The sequence below is a fragment of the Acinetobacter zhairuonensis genome, from assembly GCF_022601715.1.
Taxonomy (GTDB): domain Bacteria; phylum Pseudomonadota; class Gammaproteobacteria; order Pseudomonadales; family Moraxellaceae; genus Acinetobacter.
Map to the genome: position 1 here is coordinate 14,721 of NZ_JAKVIM010000013.1, position 24,067 is coordinate 38,787.

General features: G+C 43.0%; 22 protein-coding genes. 16 read left to right on the plus strand and 6 right to left on the minus strand.

The annotated features are described in order from the left end of the window. The first annotated feature begins 140 nt into the window (after positions 1 to 140). From MKI85_RS11285 to MKI85_RS11330, 10 genes are all read left to right on the plus strand, one after another. Entirely contained in the window at positions 141 to 788 is a 648-nt protein-coding gene (locus MKI85_RS11285) for an OmpA family protein (protein WP_100243026.1), read from the plus strand. A 146-nt stretch (positions 789 to 934) separates the two neighbouring features. Beyond that, complete coding sequence (locus MKI85_RS11290) at positions 935 to 2,974, plus strand: UvrD-helicase domain-containing protein (protein WP_241627836.1); 2,040 nt, start codon at positions 935 to 937, stop codon at positions 2,972 to 2,974. Between the two features lie 35 nt (positions 2,975 to 3,009). Continuing rightward, positions 3,010 to 3,462, plus strand: coding sequence for a dUTP diphosphatase (gene dut / locus MKI85_RS11295; protein WP_016167263.1), 453 nt, complete (start codon positions 3,010 to 3,012; stop codon positions 3,460 to 3,462). 207 nt (positions 3,463 to 3,669) lie between these two features. Then, positions 3,670 to 5,094 (plus strand): phosphomannomutase/phosphoglucomutase, encoded by a 1,425-nt coding sequence (locus MKI85_RS11300; protein WP_241627837.1) that lies wholly within the window; start codon positions 3,670 to 3,672, stop codon positions 5,092 to 5,094. Between the two features lie 12 nt (positions 5,095 to 5,106). Then, on the plus strand, positions 5,107 to 6,006 hold the full coding sequence (gene argB / locus MKI85_RS11305) for an acetylglutamate kinase (protein WP_100243023.1): 900 nt from the start codon (positions 5,107 to 5,109) through the stop codon (positions 6,004 to 6,006). A gap of 146 nt (positions 6,007 to 6,152) precedes the next feature. Beyond that, a complete protein-coding gene (locus MKI85_RS11310; RefSeq protein WP_241627838.1) occupies positions 6,153 to 6,932 on the plus strand; it encodes a GNAT family N-acetyltransferase in 780 nt (259 codons plus the stop codon). Positions 6,933 to 7,031: 99 nt separating this feature from the next. Then, the gene (locus MKI85_RS11315) at positions 7,032 to 7,880 is read left to right on the plus strand and encodes a class II glutamine amidotransferase (RefSeq protein WP_241627839.1); all 849 of its coding nucleotides are present in this window, start codon (positions 7,032 to 7,034) and stop codon (positions 7,878 to 7,880) included. Positions 7,881 to 8,143: 263 nt separating this feature from the next. After that, entirely contained in the window at positions 8,144 to 8,599 is a 456-nt protein-coding gene (locus tag MKI85_RS11320) for a bacteriohemerythrin (protein ID WP_241627840.1), read from the plus strand. A 175-nt stretch (positions 8,600 to 8,774) separates the two neighbouring features. Further along, complete coding sequence (locus MKI85_RS11325; RefSeq protein WP_241627841.1) at positions 8,775 to 9,857, plus strand: hypothetical protein; 1,083 nt, start codon at positions 8,775 to 8,777, stop codon at positions 9,855 to 9,857. Next, positions 9,857 to 10,180, plus strand: a complete 324-nt coding sequence (locus tag MKI85_RS11330) for an RnfH family protein (protein ID WP_241627842.1) — start codon at positions 9,857 to 9,859, stop codon at positions 10,178 to 10,180. The genes MKI85_RS11325 and MKI85_RS11330 overlap by 1 nt, the downstream gene beginning before the upstream one ends. Positions 10,181 to 10,225: 45 nt before the next feature. Here the strand turns inward: MKI85_RS11330 and MKI85_RS11335 are convergent, their stop codons facing one another. After that, positions 10,226 to 10,624 (minus strand): outer membrane protein assembly factor BamE, encoded by a 399-nt coding sequence (locus tag MKI85_RS11335; protein WP_241627843.1) that lies wholly within the window; start codon positions 10,622 to 10,624, stop codon positions 10,226 to 10,228. A 114-nt stretch (positions 10,625 to 10,738) separates the two neighbouring features. Between MKI85_RS11335 and fur the strand changes: the two genes are divergently transcribed. Then, positions 10,739 to 11,176, plus strand: coding sequence for a ferric iron uptake transcriptional regulator (gene fur / locus MKI85_RS11340; protein WP_241627844.1), 438 nt, complete (start codon positions 10,739 to 10,741; stop codon positions 11,174 to 11,176). A 106-nt stretch (positions 11,177 to 11,282) separates the two neighbouring features. Here the strand turns inward: fur and MKI85_RS11345 are convergent, their stop codons facing one another. The 3 genes from MKI85_RS11345 to MKI85_RS11355 form a co-directional block, all read right to left on the minus strand. Then, complete coding sequence (locus MKI85_RS11345) at positions 11,283 to 14,879, minus strand: AAA family ATPase (RefSeq protein WP_241627845.1); 3,597 nt, start codon at positions 14,877 to 14,879, stop codon at positions 11,283 to 11,285. A 9-nt stretch (positions 14,880 to 14,888) separates the two neighbouring features. Then, positions 14,889 to 16,142 (minus strand): exonuclease SbcCD subunit D, encoded by a 1,254-nt coding sequence (locus tag MKI85_RS11350; RefSeq protein ID WP_241627846.1) that lies wholly within the window; start codon positions 16,140 to 16,142, stop codon positions 14,889 to 14,891. Positions 16,143 to 16,248: 106 nt separating this feature from the next. Further along, entirely contained in the window at positions 16,249 to 16,626 is a 378-nt protein-coding gene (locus MKI85_RS11355; protein WP_241627847.1) for a VOC family protein, read from the minus strand. Positions 16,627 to 16,933: 307 nt separating this feature from the next. On the opposite strand from MKI85_RS11355, the gene MKI85_RS11360 reads away from it, so the two are divergent. After that, positions 16,934 to 17,380 carry an ABZJ_00895 family protein gene (locus tag MKI85_RS11360; RefSeq protein WP_241627848.1) on the plus strand — a complete coding sequence of 149 codons (447 nt, stop codon included), beginning with the start codon at positions 16,934 to 16,936 and terminating at the stop codon, positions 17,378 to 17,380. Positions 17,381 to 17,447: 67 nt separating this feature from the next. Further along, positions 17,448 to 18,344: a TIGR01777 family oxidoreductase gene (locus MKI85_RS11365; RefSeq protein ID WP_241627849.1), complete on the plus strand. Its 897-nt coding sequence runs from the start codon at positions 17,448 to 17,450 to the stop codon at positions 18,342 to 18,344. A 17-nt stretch (positions 18,345 to 18,361) separates the two neighbouring features. Here the strand turns inward: MKI85_RS11365 and thiO are convergent, their stop codons facing one another. Both thiO and hemB read right to left on the minus strand, forming a co-directional pair. After that, positions 18,362 to 19,480, minus strand: coding sequence for a glycine oxidase ThiO (gene thiO / locus MKI85_RS11370; RefSeq protein ID WP_241627850.1), 1,119 nt, complete (start codon positions 19,478 to 19,480; stop codon positions 18,362 to 18,364). Positions 19,481 to 19,496: 16 nt separating this feature from the next. Beyond that, positions 19,497 to 20,510 carry a porphobilinogen synthase gene (gene hemB, locus MKI85_RS11375; RefSeq protein ID WP_241627851.1) on the minus strand — a complete coding sequence of 338 codons (1,014 nt, stop codon included), beginning with the start codon at positions 20,508 to 20,510 and terminating at the stop codon, positions 19,497 to 19,499. Between the two features lie 108 nt (positions 20,511 to 20,618). Here hemB and MKI85_RS11380 point away from each other — a divergent pair, with 108 nt between their 5' ends. The 3 genes from MKI85_RS11380 (at position 20,619) to MKI85_RS11390 (ending at position 24,055) form a co-directional block, all read left to right on the plus strand. Next, positions 20,619 to 21,116: a thioesterase family protein gene (locus MKI85_RS11380; RefSeq protein ID WP_100243041.1), complete on the plus strand. Its 498-nt coding sequence runs from the start codon at positions 20,619 to 20,621 to the stop codon at positions 21,114 to 21,116. Positions 21,117 to 21,391: 275 nt separating this feature from the next. Next, entirely contained in the window at positions 21,392 to 22,525 is a 1,134-nt protein-coding gene (locus MKI85_RS11385; RefSeq protein ID WP_241627852.1) for an HlyD family secretion protein, read from the plus strand. 6 nt (positions 22,526 to 22,531) lie between these two features. Then, positions 22,532 to 24,055 (plus strand): DHA2 family efflux MFS transporter permease subunit, encoded by a 1,524-nt coding sequence (locus MKI85_RS11390; RefSeq protein ID WP_241627853.1) that lies wholly within the window; start codon positions 22,532 to 22,534, stop codon positions 24,053 to 24,055. The last annotated feature ends 12 nt before the right edge of the window (positions 24,056 to 24,067 follow it).

Here is a 24,067-nt window from a genome sequence, read left to right on the forward strand (position 1 = left end):
ATGAATGCGCATTCAAAAGTGAAATTAATTATTACAAATTGTAACAACACCAGCTATTATTAACAAAAAATCAATGGTCTAAGTCATTTATTTAGGCGACTATTTCAGGCATAAACAAAACACACAAATGGAGGCATGTCATGCGTGCACTATTAATTTCATCAGCAGTAGCAGGGGCGTTGGTTCTTTCAGGTTGTCAATCTACTGGCACAGGTATGGAATATGACAAAGCGGCAATCGGTGCAGGTCTAGGTGCATTATTGGGTGCTGGTCTCGCATATTCAAATGCAGACAAAGATAAAATGGGTCAAGCAGCAGCGATTGGTGCTGTAGTGGGCGGTGGTGCTGGTCTATTATTGGACAAAAAAGAGAAGCGTTTACGTGAAGAACTTGCAGGTACTGGTGTAGATGTAGACCGTAACCAAGATGGTTCGATTAACTTGGTCATGCCGAGTGTAACTTTCGCCACTAACTCTTACACAATTCAGCCACGTTTCCAAACTGCATTGAACGATGTAGCACGTGTATTACGTGAAGATGGTACAGCAAACAAACTTGCCCTTGTGATTCACGGTCATACGGATAACACAGGTACAGATGCGATCAACAACCCATTGTCACAAAACCGTGCCAACTCAGTTATGAGCTATTTATCTTCTCAAGGTATTTCTAGCTCGCGTATGACTGCACGTGGTTATGGTTCATCTTCACCAATCGCAAGCAATGATACTGCTGCGGGCCGTGAACAAAACCGTCGTGTAGAAATTACTGTATTCGAAACAAAATAATAATATTTTGTTTGCTTAGAAATCATCGAGTTTCGGAAAAGCCACCTTTGGGTGGCTTTTTTTATGAACAGATAATCGTCATTTTAGGTTAGGCATCTGGGGGTTTGATGTCTATAATCTAGCTCGGAGAAAAAAGAGGAATCACTATGTCGCTGGCAAGTCAACTCAATGACAAGCAACTTGAAGCCATGAAATACACTCAAGGACCCTTGTTAGTACTTGCAGGGGCGGGTTCGGGTAAAACCTCGGTGATTACCCGTAAAATTGCTTATCTGGTCAAGCATTGTGGTATTCCTGCGCATCGTATTACGGCCATGACCTTTACCAATAAAGCGGCACGAGAGATGAAAGAGCGTGTCACCAAGCTACTCTCTCGTGAAGAAGCCAAAGGACTGTCAGTCTCGACCTTCCATACCTTTGGTCTGAACTTATTACGTCTCGAACTTAAAAATACGCCTTTAAAGGCCAATTTCTCTATTTTGGATGCCGATGACTGTAAGCGAATTCTGATGGACTTGATGCATCGCGATAATTTATCGGGTGCGGAAAGCAAAGAGCTCATCGCCAGAGCGATGAAAATGATTTCAGACTGGAAAAATGACCTGATTCCACCTGAACAGGCGCACACCACTTGTGAAACACCTGAAGACATTCAAATGGCGCATCTGTATCAATTGTATGAGCGTAATTTGCGTGCCTACAATGCAGTGGATTTTGACGATCTGATTGTAATGCCGACCCGTCTATTACAAGAAAATCAAGAAGTGCGAGATCGCTGGCAAAATCGTATTCGTTATTTGTTAGTCGATGAGTATCAAGATACCAACACAGCACAATATATTTTAGTCAAGTTGTTGGTGGGCGTGATGGGGCAATTCACTGCTGTAGGGGATGATGACCAATCGATCTATGCTTGGCGTGGGGCAAAGCCAGAAAATATGGCATTGCTCAATGAAGATTTTCGCAATTTAAAAGTGATTAAGCTAGAACAGAATTACCGCTCGACCAGCCGTATTCTCAAAGCAGCCAATACTGTGATTGGTAACAATCCGCATATTTTTGATAAAAAATTATGGTCGGATAAAGGCCATGGTGAAGTCATTCGTGTCATTACGTGTCGTAATGATGATGATGAAGCTGAACGCGTGGTGAAAGACCTGATTACGCATAAGTTGATGAATGGGAAAAACTGGAAAGACTACGCAATTTTGTATCGTGGTAATTTTCAGGCGCGTATTTTAGAGACGCAGCTGCGTCAAATGCAGATTCCATATAAGTTGTCGGGTGGTCAGTCGTTCTTCGCACGTGCCGAAATCAAAGACATGATGAGTTATTTACGTCTGATTATTAACCCTGAAGATGACAGTGCTTTCTTACGGATTATTAATACGCCAAAGCGTGCGATTGGTCCTGTAACGCTAGAAAAATTAGGTTTATTTGCGCAGGAAAATCATCTATCGCTGTTAACTGCGGCAGGTGATCAACGTCTGACCATGGTGATTCCGAAAAAGGCCACCACACAGTTGGCTGAGTTTGCTGAGTTTATTGCGAATTTTACTCGTGAATTGCTTGAAGATGACGAGCCAGTACCAATTATTCGTCAGATGATGCTGGAAGCGGGTTACATCGACTATGTCAAAGAGACTGCGGCGACTCCTGCTCAGGAAAAAACCAAGTTAGATAATATTGAAGTGCTGTATAGCAGTATTCAAAGTCTGATTAACCGTGCTGAAGATGTCGACGAGCGCAATATTGAAAGTGTGATTCGTAAAATGGTGTTGCTGGATATGCTGGAGCAACAACAGGAAGAAGAAGACACCGATAAAGTCAATTTGTTGACGCTGCATGCATCCAAAGGTTTGGAGTTTCCATTCGTTTATTTGATTGGTTTGGAAGAAGAGTTATTGCCACATAAGAACTCGATTGTGGCGGAAACGGTCGAAGAAGAGCGCCGTTTGATGTATGTGGGGATTACCCGTGCACGTCAGGGCTTGACCATTACTCTGGCCGAACAACGTAAGGCGGGTGGACAGATGCGTCAAATGACCCCAAGCCGTTTCTTGGATGAATTGCCACAAGATGAGCTGGAATGGTTAGGGCGCAAGAAAAAGCTGGCAGGTAATGTCGATCCGAAACAGCAAGCTCAACATTACCTCGAAAATTTACGCGCTTTAATTAAGCGTTAATCCCGATATTTATTTTTGAAACAGTAGGAAACAATATGAAGGTTCAAGTTAAAGTTCTAGATGCACGTTTAGGACAAGAGTGGCCAATGCCAACTTATGCAACGCAAGGTTCAGCGGGTCTGGATTTACGTGCATGTGTAACTGAACCAACTGTGATTGAGCCGGGTCAAACGGTATTGGTGAAAACTGGTTTAGCCATTTATATCGAAGATACAGGTTTTGCAGGTCTGATTCTGCCACGTTCAGGCTTAGGTCATAAACACGGTATCGTTTTAGGTAACCTTGTGGGTTTAATTGACTCAGACTACCAAGGCGAGTTGATGGTTTCTGTATGGAACCGTGGTCAAGCTGCATTTACTTTAGAGCCAGGTGAGCGTTTGGCACAGTATGTGCTGGTACCTGTTGTACAAGCTGAATTCGAACAAGTGGATGAATTCGTGGCAACTGAGCGTGGTGCTGGTGGTTTTGGGCATACAGGTAAAAACTGATGTGAAGCTGAAAGAGCCGTTGGGCTCTTTCAGTCTGAAATATAAAAGATTTTACAATGCATGACTTTATAACACTTGTAGATAACTTAAATAGTATTAACAGTTCGATTGTTTTCAGATATAAACTAGAAATATTTTCAAACATTTATGTTGTGTGAATAAGGCAAACTTTAATGAGGTTTGGCTGGATTCTGAAGTTCCAAAGATATGAATATTCAACAACCTATATTTCCATGGCAGGTCTTTCGTGCCTACGATATTCGTGGAAAAATCACATTTTTAACACCTGAGTTGGTTGAAGCGATTGCCTACGGTCTACTGTGCCAGTACCAGCAAGCAGCTCAAACAACCGTGGTGATTGGTTATGATGCTCGACTGAGTAGTCCTGCTTACGCCCAAATTATACAAACAATATTTGAAAAACAAGGCTTTGATGTAGTGAATGTGGGTTGTTGTTCCAGCCCGATGTTGTATTACAGCGCGCGTCAATTTGCAGGCAATGGCATTATGGTGACGGCAAGCCATAATCCGAAAAGTGACAATGGCATCAAGTGGATTATGCAAGGTCAACCGCCGTGCCCCGAAATGATTCAACAGGTTGCTTATGTTGCCAGTTTACAGTTTTCACCACAGCGCACAGTGAACATGCCGGCTTTAACCCATCAATTTGATGTGAGCTATTGCTTGCAGTATCAGCAAGCCATTTTAGATGATATTCAACTGCAACGACCTTTTCATGTGGTAATTGATGGTTTGCATGGTTCCGCAGGGCGTTGTGCAGTTTTAGTGTTAGAAAAGTTAGGCTGTCAGGTTACGGCATTGCGCTGTGAATCGAATGGTGAATTTCCTGACCATGCGCCTGATCCTTCACAAGCGTGTCATTTAACGGCTTTGATGGAAACAGTACAGCAGCAACAAGCAGATCTTGGAATCGCCCTCGATGGTGATGGTGATCGTTTGGTACTGGTCGATGAACATGGCACGATTATTAGTGCAGACCGTTTATTGTCTCTATTTGCCGAAATGTGTCTTGCGACACATCCTCAGCATGAAATTGTCTTTGATGTGAAATGCTCGACCATGGTACGCGATACTGTGCGTGAACTGGGTGGACAGCCGACCATGATTCGCACGGGGAGTACTTTTTTAAAGAATTACCTGCTGCATTCACAAGGCCAGGCGGTCTTTGGTGGCGAATATGCTGGACATTATGTGTTTAATGATGGTCGTGGTTTTGGCTATGATGATGGCTTATATGCTGCACTGCGTGTACTGGAGTTCCTAAGTCAGCGTCCTGACTTTAGTCTGTCACAAGCATTGGCAAAATACCCTGAACGTTGTGGCACCGAAGATACCTATATCAGTACCTATAGCACCGATCCAAAATCTTTACTTGCCGATATTGAATTACATAGCCATCAGTTTGCCGCGCAACTCAGTAATATTGATGGGGTAAGGCTTGATTTTGAAGATGGTTTTGGCATTATTCGAGCATCGAATACGGGTGAATATTTCACGGTTCGTTTTGATGCCGATAATCCTGCTCGTTTAAATGATATTCGGCAATCATTTGTTTCCATGTTAAGTGATCGATATCCTAAAATCGCACACGACATTTTAAATGCTCATTGAGGAGAGAGGCGAATGCCACATCAGCAGACTGGCATCGACAAAGCACAAATTTTGACTGAAGCTTTGCCGTATATTCAACGTTTTTCAGGTAAAACGCTGGTCGTAAAATATGGCGGCAACGCAATGACCGATCCAGAGCTGGAAAGCTCTTTTGCGCGGGATATTGTGTTATTAAAAACAGTTGGTTTAAACCCGATTGTAGTGCATGGCGGTGGTCCGCAAGTTGACTCTTTCTTGAAGCAATTAGGACGTGAGTCTGACCGTATTGATGGCATGCGCGTGACCGATGCAGCAACCATGGAAGTGGTTGAAATGGTACTCGGTGGCAGTGTAAACAAATCCATTGTCAACTTGATTAACCAGCATGGTGGTCGTGCCATTGGTTTAACGGGTAAAGATGGTAATTTAATTCGCGCGCGTAAGTTGTTGATGCAAAAGAATCAAGAAGATGGTTCGGTACAGCACATCGATTTAGGCTTGGTCGGTGAAGTCGTTGGGGTCAAAACCGATGTACTGGAAATGTTCACGCAAAGTGATTTTATTCCAGTCATTGCCCCTTTAGGTGTCGATGATCAGGGCAATACTTACAACATCAATGCGGATCTTGTGGCGGGTAAAGTGGCTGAAGCACTGGGTGCAGAAAAGCTGATTTTACTGACCAATATCACGGGTGTATTGGATGAAAACAAAAACTTGCTTACAGGCTTAACCACACAAGAAGTCGATCGCTTGATTGAAACAGGTGTAATTTATGGGGGCATGATTCCTAAAGTCGGTTGTGCGCTCGATGCAGTCAAAGGTGGTGTGGTCAGTGCACATATTGTGGATGGTCGTGTTCCACATGCCACTTTGTTGGAAATCTTTACCGATCATGGTGTCGGGACTTTAATTACCAACCGTGCCAAGCACTAATTCACTGGATCAATCAGCGATCTAAAACCAGCCCTTCGGGGCTGGTTTTTTATTGTGCGCGAATTTAGGATTTGACTGATTTTTCGTCATTGTATTGTCATCTGTATTGCCTAGTGTATGAACAGAACAAGAGGAGAGCGCAATCAATGTTTGAAAAGCTGAATCTATATCGTCAAAACTTTACTTTGCCTTTACACAAGAAAAATACCAAGCAAACCCAATATCGCTTTGAATGGGTGGAAGATTTAAAACAATTACAAGAAATTCAGAAATTCCGTGCAGAACAATTCTCACAGCAATTCGGAATTGAATTTGATCAAGGTCTCGATCAAGATCTGTATGATTTTGGCTGTGAACATGCGGTATTACGCGACAAATATAGCAACGAGATTGTGGCTTATACTCGCTTGAAATTGTTGCAGGGACAAGATTTGGCGCATAGCTATAGTGCACAAGAATTTAAAATCATAGATGAGCTTGGGCATTTATCGAATATTGTCGAAATTGGACGCACCTGCGTGCATCATCGTTACCGTTCTGGACGAGCACTTTCGGTGTTATGGCTGAATTTAATGCCGAAAGTCCTGTGGGAAATGCGGGCGAAATATCTGATTGGCTGTGTCAGTATTCGCCTAGAAGGTAATCAGGCTCGTGCCTATTATACCCATCAATATTTAAAGCAATTGAGCTCAGCCCAGACCTGCACGATTCAACCGCAAGTGGCTTTTGAGCCAACACATCCTGAATACAGTTTCCCGCAGGATGAAAAGATTCCCAAACTGTTTGATGTGTATTTAAAGATGCATGCCAAATTATCGCAACAGGCATTTCATGACCGTGAGTTTAACTGTCTGGATTATTTTGTCTTACTTGAAGTGAATAAAATGGCGAAGAATTTTCTTATGCAAAAACAAAGACAGCACTAAGCAGTAAAATTACTAAAGCTAGCACAGATTCAGATTTACAAGCCTTGCTTGCGTCATGCACAATAAACCCATATTGAATCAATGTGTTTAGTTTTGCTTATGTGTCAGTTGCTCGGAATGAATTGTGAGACCCCAACGGATATTACCTTTTCTTTCCGTGGTTTTTCACAGCGCGCAGGCATTACTTCCGATCATTGTGATGGCTTTGGAATCGCTTTTTTTGAAGACAAAGCCTGCCGTTTATTTGTCGATAATCAGTCCGCAGTGGAATCACCGATTGCGGAATTGATTCGTAACTATCCGATTAAATCACGTAACGTAATTGCACATATCCGCAAAGCCACCCAAGGCAAGATTAATCTAGAAAATTCGCATCCGTTCATACGTGAACTATGGGGGCGGCAATGGATTTTTGCCCATAATGGTGATTTGCTGGATTTTGATCCACCATTGACTGGGCGTTTCACCCCGATTGGCAATACTGACAGTGAGCGTGCTTTTTGCTTTCTATTGGATCAATTGGTGGCTAAATTTGGCTATGTCGAACCCTCATTGAGCCAAGTGTTCGAGTTGCTGTTAGAAATCTCGCCTAAAATTGCAGAACACGGCACCTTTAATTTTTGTCTTTCGAATGGACAGGCATTATTTAGTTATGCGATTACCAAATTACATTGGTTGGTGCGTGAATATCCGTTTAAACCCGCCCAATTAATCGATCTGGATGTCGAGGTGGATTTTAGTCAGGTCACTACGCCTGAAGACCGCGTCGCGGTAATTACCACGGAACCGTTGACGCAGAATGAAGTCTGGCAGGCCTTTCAGCCTGGAGAAATGATTTTATTTCAGCATGGGCAGCCGATAGAGCGCGCCCTGACTCAGGTCGATCGGTTGCAGCGTGAACATGCTGATCCTAAGCTAAAACGTATGACTCGCGCCGATCAATATTAATATTGGCGTGAGAATTGAATACTTAAAAATACTTAATTATTAAAATTAACATTTTCATAATTAAAGAAAAAATAATCCTTGTGGTTAAAAAATATCTTATTCTTTTGATCGGGTATAAATTAATTAATATATATTTATCATCACCTTAGTCTTTGGATGCCGCTAAAAGCTTGAATTCAGAGTAATTTACTTGTTTTTTATTTAAATTCAATATCGTTACTATCCTTTTCAAGTAACGAATAATGAATGTTAAATGGGGGCGTATGAAGATGAAATGGGTTCCAGAATATAATACCGGTATCGATGTAATTGATGATCAGCACAAACGAATCCTTGATTATATTAATGAAATTGATGATGTTACGCTTCACACTGACCGTGAGCGTATTAAACAGATTCTTGACAATATTATTGATTACACCCAATCACATTTCACATTTGAAGAGTCCTTACAAGAGGAAGCGGGTTATAAATACCGTGTGCCACATAAACGTGTGCATGACTTATTTATTAAGAAAATTGAGTCATATCGTGATCGTTTTGAAATGGGGCACTCGATTGAAGCAGAATTACATGAAGTGTTGTCGAAATGGTTGATCAATCATATTCAGCACGATGACGCGGATTATGTGGGTGCTGTAAAAGAAAACATGATGGGCATCATTAAAGAAAAAGAAAAGAAAAAGGGTAAAAACTGGTTTGCACGGTTCTTCTCTTAACTACAGCAAGGGCTGAGATTCAGCATGGAGAGGCTGTGTAGAAGAATTAATATTTTAAAAAAAACAAATAAAAGCATTGGCGCAGCAGACCATCGAATCAGGTGGTTTGCTTTTCTTTTTGATTTTCACGCATGAGAAAGGCAAAATAGCGATAGATTTTTTTTAGGAATGCATCATGCAGGACAATGCTATGTCACGATGGTTATCGCCGCTGATGGCTTTTTGTTTGTCATTCATCATTATTGCCACTATGGCACCGATAGTGGGAATACAAGCAGAGCGTCAACTCGATTTCTGGTTGCTTTGGTTAGGCACTATGTTGGTGCTGGCTTTACCGGTTTGCTATTTAGAAATTGCTTTGGCAAAGCGCTCAAAAACCACTGCTTTAAATGCATTGTCTAGTTTAACCCGTGATGCAGATGCATCTCCAAGATGGCGTATTGTGGGCTGGCTCGCTGTGGTATTTATTCCATTCCTTGCGGGTGCGATGTTATCTAATGTTAGCCAGTACAGTTCACAATGGTTAATTCAGGGTGTTGCTCCCCAATTTATTTTCATGGGGACAGCAATTGCTGCGCTGGTGTTATCGCTACTGCCTCGCTTAGCTTTGGCAGGAATCACCGCTTTAGGTGTGATTGCCGCACTGGTGTTTGCTCAAATCAGTGGCACAGCTTTGCCTGAATGGCAGATGACGACACTTGAGTTTGGCGAGTGGGGTAGTGCGACCATACTGGCATTGGTCGCAAGTGGTTTAGGCATGGGGCTCTATTGGCAGACCAGCTTAGTCCAAGCGAAGCAACAAGAAGTTGCCAGTAAAACAGTATTACCGATTTGGATTGCACAATTGGTTGCCGTATTGGCATTTGCCTATTTTGCTGTAGCAGCTCAGTTACCCGTGATTGCATTATTGGTTGCAACTATTGCGGGTGCGGCATTGCTTTTGCAATTGGCACGTGAACAATTGGCCCAGCGTCAGATGATGGTTGTGGTGCAATGGGCGATTGTAGTGGCAGCTGTATTGATCTGGGCAATTCCAGAAATCACAGCCATCTTTAATATCGTATTGGTGCTTTGGGGTCTAGTGATTTGCCTGATTTACGCTATTTTTGTAGGCTGGATTATGAAAATTAGTCATTTGCGTAAGGCAATGAATTTCAGCAATGAGCTATTTTACAATGTATGGCGTATTGCTGTGCGTATTGTCCTGCCATTATCGATTTTACTTGCGATTGTTTCAGTATTAGGGCAATTGATCTAATGACTGAGCAGGCAAAAGTCTGGGTGGCTTATGCCACGTCAGAACAGCAATTTCATCTGGAAGTGCCTTTTCAAATCGGCATGACTGCACTCGACGCCATTCAGCAAAGTGGTCTTCGCGAGCAGGTTGAATTACCAGAAGTCTTACAATTGGGGATATTCGGCGTCCGTCTGCAAGATCATACGCAGGTGCTGCAAGTAGGGGATCGGGTGGAGATTTATCGGGCACTGACCATTAATCCGAAAGACATTCGACGTCAGCGAGCGGCACAAAATCCCGTCGGACGCTTTGCCAAAGGCAATCGCTTTAAACAATTGAAATGATATAAAAAACCCCTCAATGAGGGGTTTCTTTTTATTTTAAAGCGTCTATAGTGGTGGCGCAGTTAAAATTGCTTCTTTCGAACCAGGTAAGCCTGGTTGCGATTCTGGAATGGTTTCTAGTCCTTCAATCTTGTTCACAATACCGTTTTGATCGAAGTAAATTTTCAAATGCTGACCATGCGCTGCTGGAATCTTGGCTTTTTTAGCATAAGTTCCTGGGATATAATTGTAGATGTAGTCCCAACGGTAAGGATTTAATGGATCTGTAATGGTTGGACTACCCAGTAAAAAACGCACCTGTTGGAAACTCATGCCGACTTGGATTTTTGACGCTTGGGCTTGGGTTAATGGTGTTCCTTGAGGAATATCAACTTTATAAACGCCCAAGGTCGAACAGCCCGCGAGCAGTGAAGTGACGAATAACGTCAACATGATTTTTTGCATTTTGCTACACTATCCCAAATTAATTTTGATGCATTTGATCCAAGGATAGATCATACTGCATCTTAACTTTGTTGCATATTCCAACTTTAAATTTGTTGAGAGAGACCTTTTTTCATGCCTATTTCAAACCAAGACTTACGCAAAGCTGGACTTAAAGTTACACTTCCACGAATTAAAATATTAGAATTATTAGAAAATTCAAAACAGCATCATTTAAGTGCGGAAGATATTTACAAGACTTTACTCGAACAGGGTGAAGATGTCGGTTTAGCAACTGTTTATCGCGTGTTAACGCAATTCGAAGCAGCTGGAATTATTCAGCGTCATCATTTTGAAAACAATCACTCTGTTTTTGAAATTATGCAAGAAGATCATCATGATCACATTGTATGCCAAAACTGTAACAAAGTTGTTGAATTTACAAATGAAACTATTGAGCATGAACAACATGCAGTGGCAGAAAAACACGGCTTTACCTTAACAGGTCACTCACTCAATCTTTACGGTTACTGTGATGCACAGGAATGTCAGGATGCATTACGTAAAAAGTAATGTAACTTGATGACGCTGTTCATCGAAAAAGGCTTCTATTGAGAAGCCTTTTTTTATTGCACAAATTGGAGAAGTACCTGTTGATATTGATGGAGGTCGAGTCCGTTTAAGACACAATTTTAATCTGGCTAGAACCTGAACCCACTGGTTGTACCTGAATCTGCACAGGAATCCGTTCATGCATTTCCTGAATATGGGAAATTAGCACTACTTTACGACCTTGATTCTGTAATTGATCAAAAGCATTCATCACCATATGCAAGGAAGATGCATCTAAGGTTCCAAAACCTTCATCAATAAAGAGAGATTCAATTTTCATGGAACCCGAAGCCATATTGGCAATCGCGAGAGAAAGTGCCAGCGCCGTCAGGAAAGATTCTCCGCCTGAAAGTGAGGCGACCGAACGGGTTTCTCCATCCATATCATGGTCAATAATCGCCAAACTGAGTGAATTGTCCAGACGTTTTAAGGTATAGCGTTGCGAGAGCTGCGCCAATTGTTGGTTGGCATACTCAATTAAAATATCCAAGTGATATTGCTGTGCCAAGTCACGAAATTTTTTGCCTGTGGCATCGCCCATTAAGCCTGAAATCTTTGCCCAACGATGTTCTTGTTGCTGAATTTGCTGAATTTGAGTGGCGAATTGCTGTTGCTTGGCTAAATTTTGCTGATGCAATTCCAGTTTTAATTTCAGTTGATCACGCTGTTCAGCCTGTTGCTGCAATTGTTCAGTATTGGCTACAAGCAATTGCAGCAATTGTTCATAACTAATTTGGGGTTGTAGTTGCAGCTGTTGTTGCAATTGGTTTTGTAAAGTCGTCAATGCATACGTTGCTTCATTCAATAGGCGATCTGCCTGCTGCAAGCTTAAACGCAGCTGTTGTTCTTGTGTTGAAGAAATCGCAAGCAGTTTGGTTAACTGTGATGCAGTGAAGTCACTGTGCTGGGTTAACCATGTTGTGATGTCTGTTTTGACTTGATCAAGGGCTTGCTGCTGTTGCTGCTGTTGCGCTTGCAGTTGTTCCAGGGCATTTCTGTGCTGTTCGAAATTTTGACGTGCCTGTTCAAAGCTTTGCTTAAGTTGCTGATATTGTTGTTGGAACAACTGACGCTGTTGATCATGCTGATGCAGCCAATCTGTGGCTTTGAGTTCGGTTGAGCCTGTCATCTGTACAATCAGTTGATGGGCTGCTTCTGTATTGTGTTTGCCTTTGGCTTCCACTTCCTGAAGTTGTTGCGAGAGTTCCTGTTGTTGTGACTGAAGGTTGCCGAGATTGGTTTTCAGCACTTGCAGTTGTTGGATTGAATGCTCCTGTTGTTTGACCAAGACTTCAATGTGCTCAAGCTGTTGTGCACGTTGCTGTAAATGCTGCATGGTCTTTTGCGCAATCGATAGTGGTTGCTCCAGCCACATTGCTTTTTCATGTGTAGATAGGCAGTCCACAATTTGCTGGATTTGCTGTTGCCACTGCTGCACAGATTGCAATTGATGGGAAATCTGTTGCACGCTTTGGATCAAATGCAGTTGCTCTTTATGCGCTTGATTCAGCTGTTGTAAATCAAGTTCCGATTGCTGTTTGAGTTGTGTGGTTTTTGCAATGCACTCTTGCAGGGTTGCCAGAATTTGCGGTTGTGTCTGGTCTAAATCTAAACCAAGTTCAGATTGGGTTAAATTCTGCTGTAATTCATTGTGCTGCAGTTCAGCTTTTGTATTTGCCTGCTGCAACGCTTGTTGCAGTTGCGCTTGCTCAGTAATCAGCTGTGTCAATTGTTGTTGAGCTGTTTGCCAAAGTAGCAGGCATTGCTGTTCCCGTTGCAGGGCTTGTTGTTCTTGCTGTTGCTGCAACTCATACAAAGCCTTTGCCACCAACTTTTCATCATCACGATAAGGGTGTTCTGTACTGCCGCAGACAAGGCAGGCTTCACCCGATTTTAATTCTGCACGTAAATGTTCAATATTCTCGGCATGCAGCAAGCGTTGTTGCTGCAAGAAAGCTTGCAACTTTTCACGTTCAGTTTTTGCAGACTGGAATTCTGTTTCAGTCTGTTGAACGTGTTGTTGACATTGCTGATGCCGCTGTTGAATCGCATTTAACTTGTCATTCAGACTCAGTATTTCAGTTTTTAACGCAAACCATTGCTGTAACTTTTGCTGAATGAAGTCCAGTTGATTCAGTTGAGTGAGTTGTTGCTCTCTATTTTGCTGTTGCTGTTCTCGTTGAGTTTCAATTTGAGTAGTCGTTCCAAATTGCGCCACTAATTTTTGTAATTGTGTTTTGTCTTGATCAAGCTGTTGCTGTGCTTGTTGCAGATTGCCCAGCGTATTTTCGACTTTCTGATAGTGTTGAATATACTGCTGTAATTGCTGAAGATGTGAATTTAAGCTCTTATCTAATGATGAAAATGGATTGCTAGTCTGTAGTTGTGCTGCATAGGATTGTTGTTGGATAGCCAATTGTTGTAACTCTTGCTGCAACTGTTGTTGCTGTTCGAGTAAAGGCTGTTGCTGTGCATCTAATTGCAGCAAACGGCTTTTGGTTTTTTTATATTCTTCGGCAATATAGTCACGTTCTTGTACATACTTCCTCACTTCAGCCAGTTTTTGCTGATGTTGCAGCTCGAAATTTTGTAGCTGATGCAGAGCATTTTCACCTTGTTGAAAAAGAGTTTTCTCTTGTTCAAATTGAGTCGATAGCACAGTAAAGTGCTGCTGTTGTTGCTGAATTTGTGGTGCAATCTGCTGTAGCGTATTTATAATCTGTTGTTGCTGAAATACTACGGGACGTATAGCTGAGAAAGTTTCAAGCTGGGTTAGGTGCTGGCGATCTGCTGCTAAAGCGGCATGCGCTTGTTGTTGTACCTGATGCTGTTGCTGTTTAAGTTCAATATCCTGCTCTAATTTATGCAGTTGCTCAAACCATTGCTGCTGTTGAGTGTATTGAGTTTTTTCTTGTTCAAGTTGTTGAACTTGTTGTTGTGCTGTTTTGAGTTGGCTACGAAGTTCTGCAACTTCTTCTTCCGAGAGTAGCTCGATATGGCCTAAGACATTTTCCAGTTCTTTACGTTGTGTGGCAATCGATTTAGTTTTTTCAAAAGCCAGTTGTCCAATTTTTCCGAAAATACTGGAATTGGTCAGATATTCTAATAATTCACCACGTTCATTGTCGCGAGCTTTTAAAAATGCTGTGACTTCGGATTGCGCCAATAACACTGCACGGGTGAACTGTTCAAAGGACAACTGGGTAATGGACTTAATATTTTCATCAACGGCTTTGCTCTTATCCGCAATGACCACATCATCAGTCAAACATTTTAAATAGCGCTGAACATTTTGCAGTTTACCTGATGCACTTTCGCGTGCACGTTTGACTTCCCAACGTGCTAGATAACGTTTTTGATCTTGCGCAATAAAACATAATTCGGCAAAGCCATGCCCCGTACCGCGACGTAATACGGTCAGCGGGGAGTTGGTCAGTAATTCCGAACCATCAGTGTCGAGGAGTTTTCCATCACTGTCTTTGAGACGGGGGATTTTATTGAACAGTGCCAAACACATAGCATCTAGAATGGTCGATTTACCCGCACCCGTTTTGCCTACAATCGCGATTAAGCCCGCACTGGCTAAAGGTTCAGCGTCAAAATCAATTAGATGTTCGCCAGCCAGCGATGCTAGATTTTTAATTCGAATTGATAAAATTTTCATGGCAAGCCTTTAACTGTTGGGTTCTTCTTCTAACGTTTTTTGTGCTTCATTCACTAGACTCATAAAGTCTTTCAAGACCTCATCATCAGCAGCATAGCCCTGTTTTTCCCATACATTTTGGAACAGCTGCACAGGTGTCGGTGGTTCAAGCTGTAGGGTGTGCGTATTCGAGGCATCTTGTTCCGAAGACAAATATTGGCGTGAGATGCGGACCAGACGATAGCGATTTTCAGGCAATGCCTGTTCAAATTGCTGCCGCAAATTGGGTGGTGGAGGGGTCAAACTATAGTATTCAATATCGACGTATTCGCGTTGGTCAATATTTTCGATTTCACCCGTCGCTAAACCTTGCAGTTGTTGCAAGACTTCATGCATTTCACCACGAATGCGATGCAAGGCAATACTGCGTGGAATCGCTAACACCTCCATTTTCAGGCAATCTGAGGCTTCTAAATTCGGGTCAATCTGAATCTCTAAAACTTGGTGTTTGTAATTCACTTCACTAAAGGACAGCGGAATTGGCGAACCACTATAACGGATATGCTCTTGTCCAACTTTTTGCGGTTTATGCAAATGCCCTAAAGCTACATAGTCAATCACCTCATCAAACAGTGCGGTCGATAGTGCTTCTTCATTGCCAATAATAATTGGGCGTTCCGAGTCGGAAGTTTCAGCACCTTGCATATGCGCATGCGACATCAGAATCAGGGCTTGATCATCACTTTTACGTCGTTTAGCTTCGGTAATCAGTTGTTGGTGTAAGTGCGCAATGGCATTTTTGCTGTCACTGGTTTGTTCATTAATACCTGTGATTTCGGCAGGACGTAAAAATGGCAGGCTTAGGCACCACGCCACAATCTGCTGTTGCTCATCATGAATTGGAATCAGCAGGCGATTGAGATCCAGTTGACCCTCGGTATTTTTATGAATGACCCCGACGGCTTTGGCATTGTATTTGGAGAGTAGCGGTTCCACCTGCTCAATGCGATAACCAGAGTCATGGTTGCCCGCAATCATGAGGGTTTGCATGTGTGGTGCGACTGCATGAGCATCTGCCAAGAATTGATACAGTTGCTTTTGCGCACTGGATGCAGGATTGATCACATCGAAAATATCGCCTGCAATGAGCAAGGCATGTGGTTGTTTGAGTTTGATTTGTTCGATCAGCCACGCTAAAAATTGTTCATGTTCATACTGGCGGGAATGATTATAAAAAAACTGCCCCAAATGCCAGTCCGAAGTATGAAAAAAGCGTACAGTCATGTGATCTCTAGGAATAAAAATGCCGTGTATAACTTAGCATATTTTCCCTAGTTAAAAACGGTGGAGATGTCGAATGCGACAGCTAAAGGCGCAAGAGTATCAGCGCTTAGGCTGCATTGGGATCAAGTTGTACCAAGCCAAAAGTATTGTGATCGGGATCAATGAAATAACCTTGCCAGCATTTATTCGGAATGGCAAATTTGGGCATGGCTTCTTGTCCACCCAGTGCCAAAATTTTTGCAGCAGTTGTATCAAAATCTTCAACTTGAATGGAACAGGTAAAGGCATTGGTGCCGCAATGGGTCGGTGGAACATCTACAGGGCGTTTTAATAAACCACCATGCAGGTTGGCAGTATCAATTTGGTAATATTCAATCGGAAGTCCCTCTACTTTGGTAAATTTCCAGCCAAATACAGCTTGGTAAAATTGTACATCCCGTTTAGGGTTAGAGGATTGAATTTCAAAGTAAACCAATGGCTGCATACGTTTTATTCCTATTTTTATTGTTCTGAAAAATAAAGACCGACGATTCGAGTGATGATGAAATCGTCGGTCAAAAAACGCTGGAACTCTCAAACTTTTAAGCTGCTGTTTTAAAAGTTTGACGTTCACGCTAAGCTTGTTGCTTTTGGTCGAAGGTCGCCGAAAATATTGTGGATGCCGATACAAATTAACGGTTTCGAACCTTGTACTCTTAATAACGCCAGTAAGTTTGAATTGGTTGACAAGAAAATTAAAAAAAAGCGAAATTTTTTTTATAATAGGATTTTGCCCTTATTGAGCTGTATTCATGCTACCACTCCGTCGATATTTCATCTGGTTTTTTGTGCTGTGCTTTTTGTTCACATGTATTTGTGGCGTACTGGCAGCACTCTTGCCACGCGGGGTGGGAGGTATACTCACCGCAGTGCCTTATTTGGTGGCGATGATTTGGGTTCTATTTAAATTTCTCAAACAGCAAAAACGGGCACCGACACAGACCGAGCGTAAACGTTTCACTTTAGGATTCAGTCTGATCTTCTGGGGCTACAATTTGCTGGGTCTATTGGGTGGAATTTATTTCTTCTCACGTAGCAATCCAACGATTTGGCAAGACTTGCTGTTATATCTGCAAAACCCACAATTTATGGCGGTGGTGCTGATTATGTTTTTGTTAATTGCCATTCCACTTTATTTGCTCACCTATTGGTTTTACGGGGCTCAGGCACAGCGCATGGCCAGCAAAATGTTTGGTTAATGTGCATAGGCTTGTATTTAAGCGCTTTCTCATTTATAGATAAATGATCTAGCCAAGAGATTGTTTTATGTACAAGCCTGTGGTGTTGATTACGGGAGCTTCTGGATTTATTGGTTCCCATTTGTTGCCTTATTTACTGGCGCGAGACTATCAGGTGATAGGTGTCTCGCGGAAAGCACAACCCCGAACCCATCCCAACTTAAGCTGGGTTCAGCAATTTGACGAACTACAACTACAATCCATTGATTATGTGATTAATCTTGCGGGTGAAAGTATTGCACAGGGGCGATGGACTGCGCAGCGTAAACAAAAGCTGATTCAAAGTCGCGTGAGAACGACCCAAGCCCTTTATCAATTTTTACAGCGCAGACAAATTTTTCCGAAATGTATTTTGTCGGGTTCGGCTGTGGGTTATTACGGGATTGATTCTGCCGAGCAATGGCAGCAAGTCTGTACGGAAGAATCTCACGGACAAGCGATTTTTATGTCACAACTCTGTCAAGAATGGGAACAGGCAGCTCGGGCGGATACGGCGCAACACACCAAGATTATGCGCCTCGGTGTGGTGTTTGGGCATGGTGGTGGCATATTACCGCAAATGCTGTTTCCGATTAAATGGAATCTAGTTCGTCGCATTGGTCATGGTCGGCAGCCTGTGGTTTGGGTGCACATTCAGGATGTGCTGCGGGCGATGGAGTTCATTTTGACCCAAGACACCGAACAGCAAGTCTTTAATGTCGTGGCACCTGAAAAAGTCACGCAATCTCAATTTGCTTATATTGCGGCTCAAAGTTTAAAGCGACATCCGATACTGAATATGCCTGCTTGGGTATTTAAGACACTTTTGGGGGAGCAGTCACAGCTGATTTTGAATGGTCAGTTTGTGCAGCCTCAAGCGCTAAAGCAGGCAGGCTTTGAGTTCAAGTTTCCAACTTTGAAGGAAGCCTTGAACGATCTGGTTTAATGTGATGCGGATGGGATTTATCTAGCGAGAATTTCAGGCTTGAGTAATTGTGCAGGGCTGTAAGCCGTCGCATTGACCGTAGTCGCTTGTTTCAGCATCAGTTGCCGTAACAATTGTGCTGATGCAGGTCCCATACATAAACCATTTCTAAAATGCCCGAGATTGAGCCAGACATTCTCGAGATGCGGTAGCTGACCAATATAAGGAATACCTTCAGGTGAGCTTGGGCGTAAGCCTGCCCATTGCTGCACCACAGGGAACTGGGCGAGTTCAGGCACCATTTCATATGCAGCTTCTAAAATAGTCTGCTGAATTTGATCAGACGTGTCAGCATTGAACCCACACTCTTGCATGCTGGAACCACAGACAATATGTCCATCCTTGCGAGGAATCAGATACATCACCTGATTCATACACATGGTCGGTAACCAGTGTGCAGGGGCTTTAATCAATGCCATTTGTCCTTGGACTGGACGCACAGGAAGTTCTAAACCCAGTTGCTCTGACCATAAACCTGACCACGCACCAGTGGTTAGCACAAATTGATCGGCATAGACTTTTTGTCCAGCTTCAGTTTCCACATATTGCACTTGGTCATGTTGAAGATGAAATTTTTGAATCGGGGTTTGATCGAAAAATTGTACCTTCGGATGCTGTTGCAAATACTGGCGAATGGACTGGAGTAGGCGAGGATTACGCACATTGGCAATTTCAGGGAAATAAATCGCATGCTGAAATTGCTCGGCAAGATGAGGATTGACTTGATCTAATTGTTCACGCTGCAAGTATTCACAATGCTGCATCGGTTCTTGAAACTGGTTTTTATAATTTAAACCAACTTCAAAATCTGCCTCATCTAAAATCAGCATACCTGTTTCGTGAATCTGAAAATCAATGCCTGTGACAGGCTGTAATTTTTCATTCCAAGTCTGATACAGGGCTTTGCCGTACTTTGCCAATTGATTGACTGCACGTGGATAGCGCCACGGATACATCGGGGAAAGAATACCGCCACCAGCCCAAGAGGCCTGACCTGCATAAGTCTGGTTATAAATACTGACCTGACAGCCTTGTTCAGCCAGTTCTAAAGCCGACAATAGACCACTAATGCCCGCACCAATAATGACGATATTCATAAGGATTTGATGTTATTTAGTTCATGGCTTTAAGTTTAAGGGCAGCTTCTTCGGCAAAGTAAGTCCAAATTCCATCGGCACCAGCACGACGGCAGCTCATGAGTGATTCAATGATCACTTGATCGGATAACCAGCCATTTTGGATCGCACCCGCCAACATGGCGTATTCACCACTGACTTGATACACAAAGGTTGGAACACCAAAAGTATCTTTCACTTCGCGCACGATGTCTAAATAGGGCATCCCTGGTTTTACAATCACCATGTCTGCGCCTTCCTGAATATCCAGTGCAATTTCATGCAGGGCTTCAGCACGATTACCGACATCCATTTGGTAATTGTATTTATTGCCGCCTTTTAAGTTGCTGGCAGAACCTACCGCATCACGGAAGGGACCATAGAAGCTGGATGCATATTTAGCTGAATAGGCCATGATGTTGGTATAGATATGTCCATTGGCTTCCAAGGCTTGACGAATTGCGCCAATCCGTCCATCCATCATGTCACTTGGAGCTACGACATCTGCACCTGCTTCAGCGTGACTGAGTGCTTGCTTAATTAAGCATTCAACAGTTTCATCATTGAGCACATAGCCTGTGTCATCAATAATGCCATCTTGACCGTGAGTGGTATAAGGATCCAATGCGCCATCAGTGATGAGTACCATTTCAGGCAGTTCTTTTTTCAGTAGGCGAACGGTGTTCTGCACCAAGCCATCTTCACGCCATGCCGCTTCGGCAGTTAAGCTTTTATCTTCTTGTGGGGTTACTGGGAAGAGTGCCAGTTTAGATACACCAAGTTCTAATAAAGTTTCGGCTTTCTTTAGCAGTAAATCAGCAGATAGGCGCTGAATTTTCGGCATGCTTGGAATATCTTGCGTTTGATTTTGACCTGGCAATACAAATACAGGATAAATCAAGTGATCTGTAGTGAGTTGTGTTTCCCTGACCATGGCACGTAATTGGTCATTCTTTCGAATACGACGCATACGAGTGGCAGGAAATGCTGGACGATTGAACGTATAAGTCATAACAATCTCACTGATCAGTATTAAACTAGGCGGTATTGTAGACCCATCCCACTATTTTAGGGGCAAAATGCGGTCGTTTTTTCAAAATTTAAGGTGTTTGAGCAATTTATGAGCGATATGGAAAAGAAATGGACAGGGGGTATTCATTTGGGCTCGAAAGTCGATATTGATGTGGTCCTACAGCAATTGTGTCATGCCTTTAATAGTTCGCCATTTTTCTCCCATAATGGTATGACGATGCGTGTGGTCGATCAGCAAATTGAAGGCTATATCGAGATGCAGCCTTATTTGATTGGTAATGTTGCTTTTCAAATTTTGCATGGCGGTGTTGCCGCAACCATTCTCGATAGCGTAGGCGGTATTGTAGCGATGGGCGAGTTGTATAAACGCGCTGAACCTGAGCAATTGCCCGATACCATTAAAAAGGTGACACGCTTGGCGACGGTGGATATGCGGGTTGATTATTTAGCCCCTGGGCGTGGCAAGTTCTTTATAGCCCGTGCGGAAACCTTACGTTTAGGGCGTAAAGGCTGCACTATGCGTATGACTTTGGTAAACGATGAAGATAAAGCCATTGCGACTGCAATAGCATCTTATGCGTTCTAAAGTAGTTGAAAAGTAAATTATTTTGTTTGAACATTTCTCCCAAGTTAAGATTTAAGTTGCCAAGAGAATGGCAGCTTGAATCAATTAATAAACCGATAAGTCTAAAAAATCATTTCTCAAATGATGAGTTTTTTATTTAAAATTCCTAGCCAAATTTATATTAAACAAATGACTTTCTCATCGACACGAATCTTCAGTTTTTAAAAATAAGCAAAAAAACTGTTTGAGTTGTGGATTTTGTGGTGACCAAGTCTGTCTGGCTGAAGGAAAAAACGATGACAGAAGCTTCAACTCATTCACCACAATCAAATGCCGCGAATATGCAAGCCAAGCGTAAAAAGTCCTTTGCTATATTTGGTGCAATACTGGCAATTGTTGCTGTGGGTTATGCAATTTGGGCACTGTTTTTAAATCATTATGTCAGTACGGATAATGCTTACGTTGGCGCTGAAACAGCCTCTATTACGTCTATGGTGAATGGGCAGGTACAGCAAGTCTTGGTCAAAGATACCCAACAGGTGAAACAAGGCGATGTACTGGTTCAAATTGATGATCGTGATGCCAAGATTGCCGTTGCTGCTGCTCAGGCAGAACTGACCAAAGCCAAACGCCAATACAAGCAGACCCGTGCCAACAGCAATGCCTTAAATTCTCAGGTTTTTGTCAGTGATGATGGCATTCATAGTGCTGAAGCGCAGGTACAAAAAGCGCAGGTGGATTTAGGCAAAGCAGAAAAAGAATTGCTGCGTCGTCAGCAACTCAGTGCATCGGGTGCGATTTCCAAAGAAGAATTAAGCTCAGCGAAAATTGCAGTAGCAAATGCACAGGCAAGCCTATCGGTTTCCAAAGCAGCATTGGCACAGGCAAAATCGAGTCAGAAAGCAGCGCAAAGCACTTTGGCTGCGAATGATGCCTTAATTTTAGATAGCGATGAAAATTCAACGCCCGATGTGCTGATTGCTGAAACCAAATTAAAACAAGCCCTACTGGATTTAGAACGTACTCAGATTAAAGCACCGCTGGATGGTGTTGTGGCACGCCGTAATATTCAGGTGGGACAGCGGGTTGCACCTGGAACAGTGATGATGATGGTGGTTCCTGTTTCACAACTGTATGTAGATGCCAACTTTAAAGAAAGCCAATTGGAAAAAGTCCGTGAAGGACAAAAAGTGAGTTTAGTTTCTGATCTGTATGGCGATGCAGTGGAATTTCACGGGACTGTTCAAGGATTTTCTGGTGGTACAGGTTCCGCCTTTGCCTTGATTCCAGCACAAAATGCCACAGGGAACTGGATTAAAGTGGTTCAGCGTTTGCCTGTTCGTATTGCTTTAGATCCAAAAGAATTGGCGCAACATCCTCTGCGTGTGGGACTGTCTATGGAAGCCAAAATCGACTTACGTTCGAAGTAATTTGCCATGAACCAGTATCGTCCTTTTGGAGATTTACAAGGCGGTCGCTTGATGCTGGCTGCTTTTGTACTGGCATTGGCAAACTTTATGGTGGTGCTGGACATGACCATTGCCAATGTTTCGGTTCCGCATATTACGGGAGGCTTGGCAGTTTCAAGCTCTCAAGGCACATGGGTGATTACTTCATATGCCGTAGCAGAAGCGATTTGTGTGCCATTAACGGGTTGGTTGGCTGGGCGCTTTGGTGCAGTTCGATTGTTCGTAATCAGTCTGATTGGTTTTACCACCTTTTCCGTATTGTGTGGGCTTTCGACAAGTTTAGAAATGTTGGTATTTTGTCGTATTGGTCAGGGCTTGTTTGGTGGTCCAATCATGCCACTGAGCCAAACCTTGTTGATGCGGATTTTCCCGCCTGAAAAGCAATCCCAAGCCATGGGTATGTGGGCAATGACCACGGTGGTTGGTCCAATCTTAGGTCCAATCTTAGGTGGTTCGATTAGTGATAACTGGTCTTGGCACTGGATTTTCTTTATCAATATTCCGGTCGGAATCATTTGCGCTATGGCGGCGATGCGCTTATTAAAGCCAGCTGAAACCGATAAATTCCGTTTGCCGATTGATACGGTGGGACTGACTTTACTGATTGTTTGGATTGGTGCTTTACAGCTCATGCTGGATTTGGGGCATGAGAATGACTGGTTTAGCAGCGGCTTTATCTGCCTGCTCGCGGTGATTACGGTCATTGGCTTAATTGCCTTTATTATCTGGGAACTCACCGAACAGCATCCAATTGTAAATATTGCTATTTTCCGTTATCGCGGCTTTACCATTTCGGTCTTGTCACTGGCGTTTGCCTTTGGCGGGTTCTTTGCCAGTATTGTGTTAATTCCACAATGGGTGCAGGTGAATTTAGGCTATACCGCAACGTGGGCGGGTTATCTGACTGCGACCATGGGCTTCGGTAGTTTGACCATGTCTCCAATTGTTGCACGATTGGCGACTAAATATGACCAGCGCGCGTTAGCCAGCTTCGGGTTAATGTTGATGGGCATTGTGACGCTTATGCGCGCCTTTTGGGTCACTGATGCCGACTTTATGACTTTGGCAATGCCACAAATGCTGCAAGGTTTTGCCGTACCATTTTTCTTTATTCCCTTATCCAATATTGCGCTGGGTTCGGTGTTAATCACTGAAATGGCATCTGCGGCAGGCTTAATGAATTTCTTAAGAACCATGGCTGGCGCGATCGGTGCATCCATTGCGGTGACCATTTGGGATGACCATGCCAAAGTGGCTCGTACTGAAATGGTGTCGAGTTTAAATCCGACCGAAGTACAAAATACTTTGCTGCAAAACGGCATGAGCAATGAAACAACATTAGGCGTGATTTCAAACTTGGTGGATAAAGAAGCCATGACCATGTCAGTTGATCACGTGTTTTTGATTTTAACTTTGGTCTTTGTGGTGGCAAGTTTAATCATTTGGCTTGCACCAAAACCGAAAACCAAAGTGACGGGACCAAGTCATTAATTTAAGCATGAG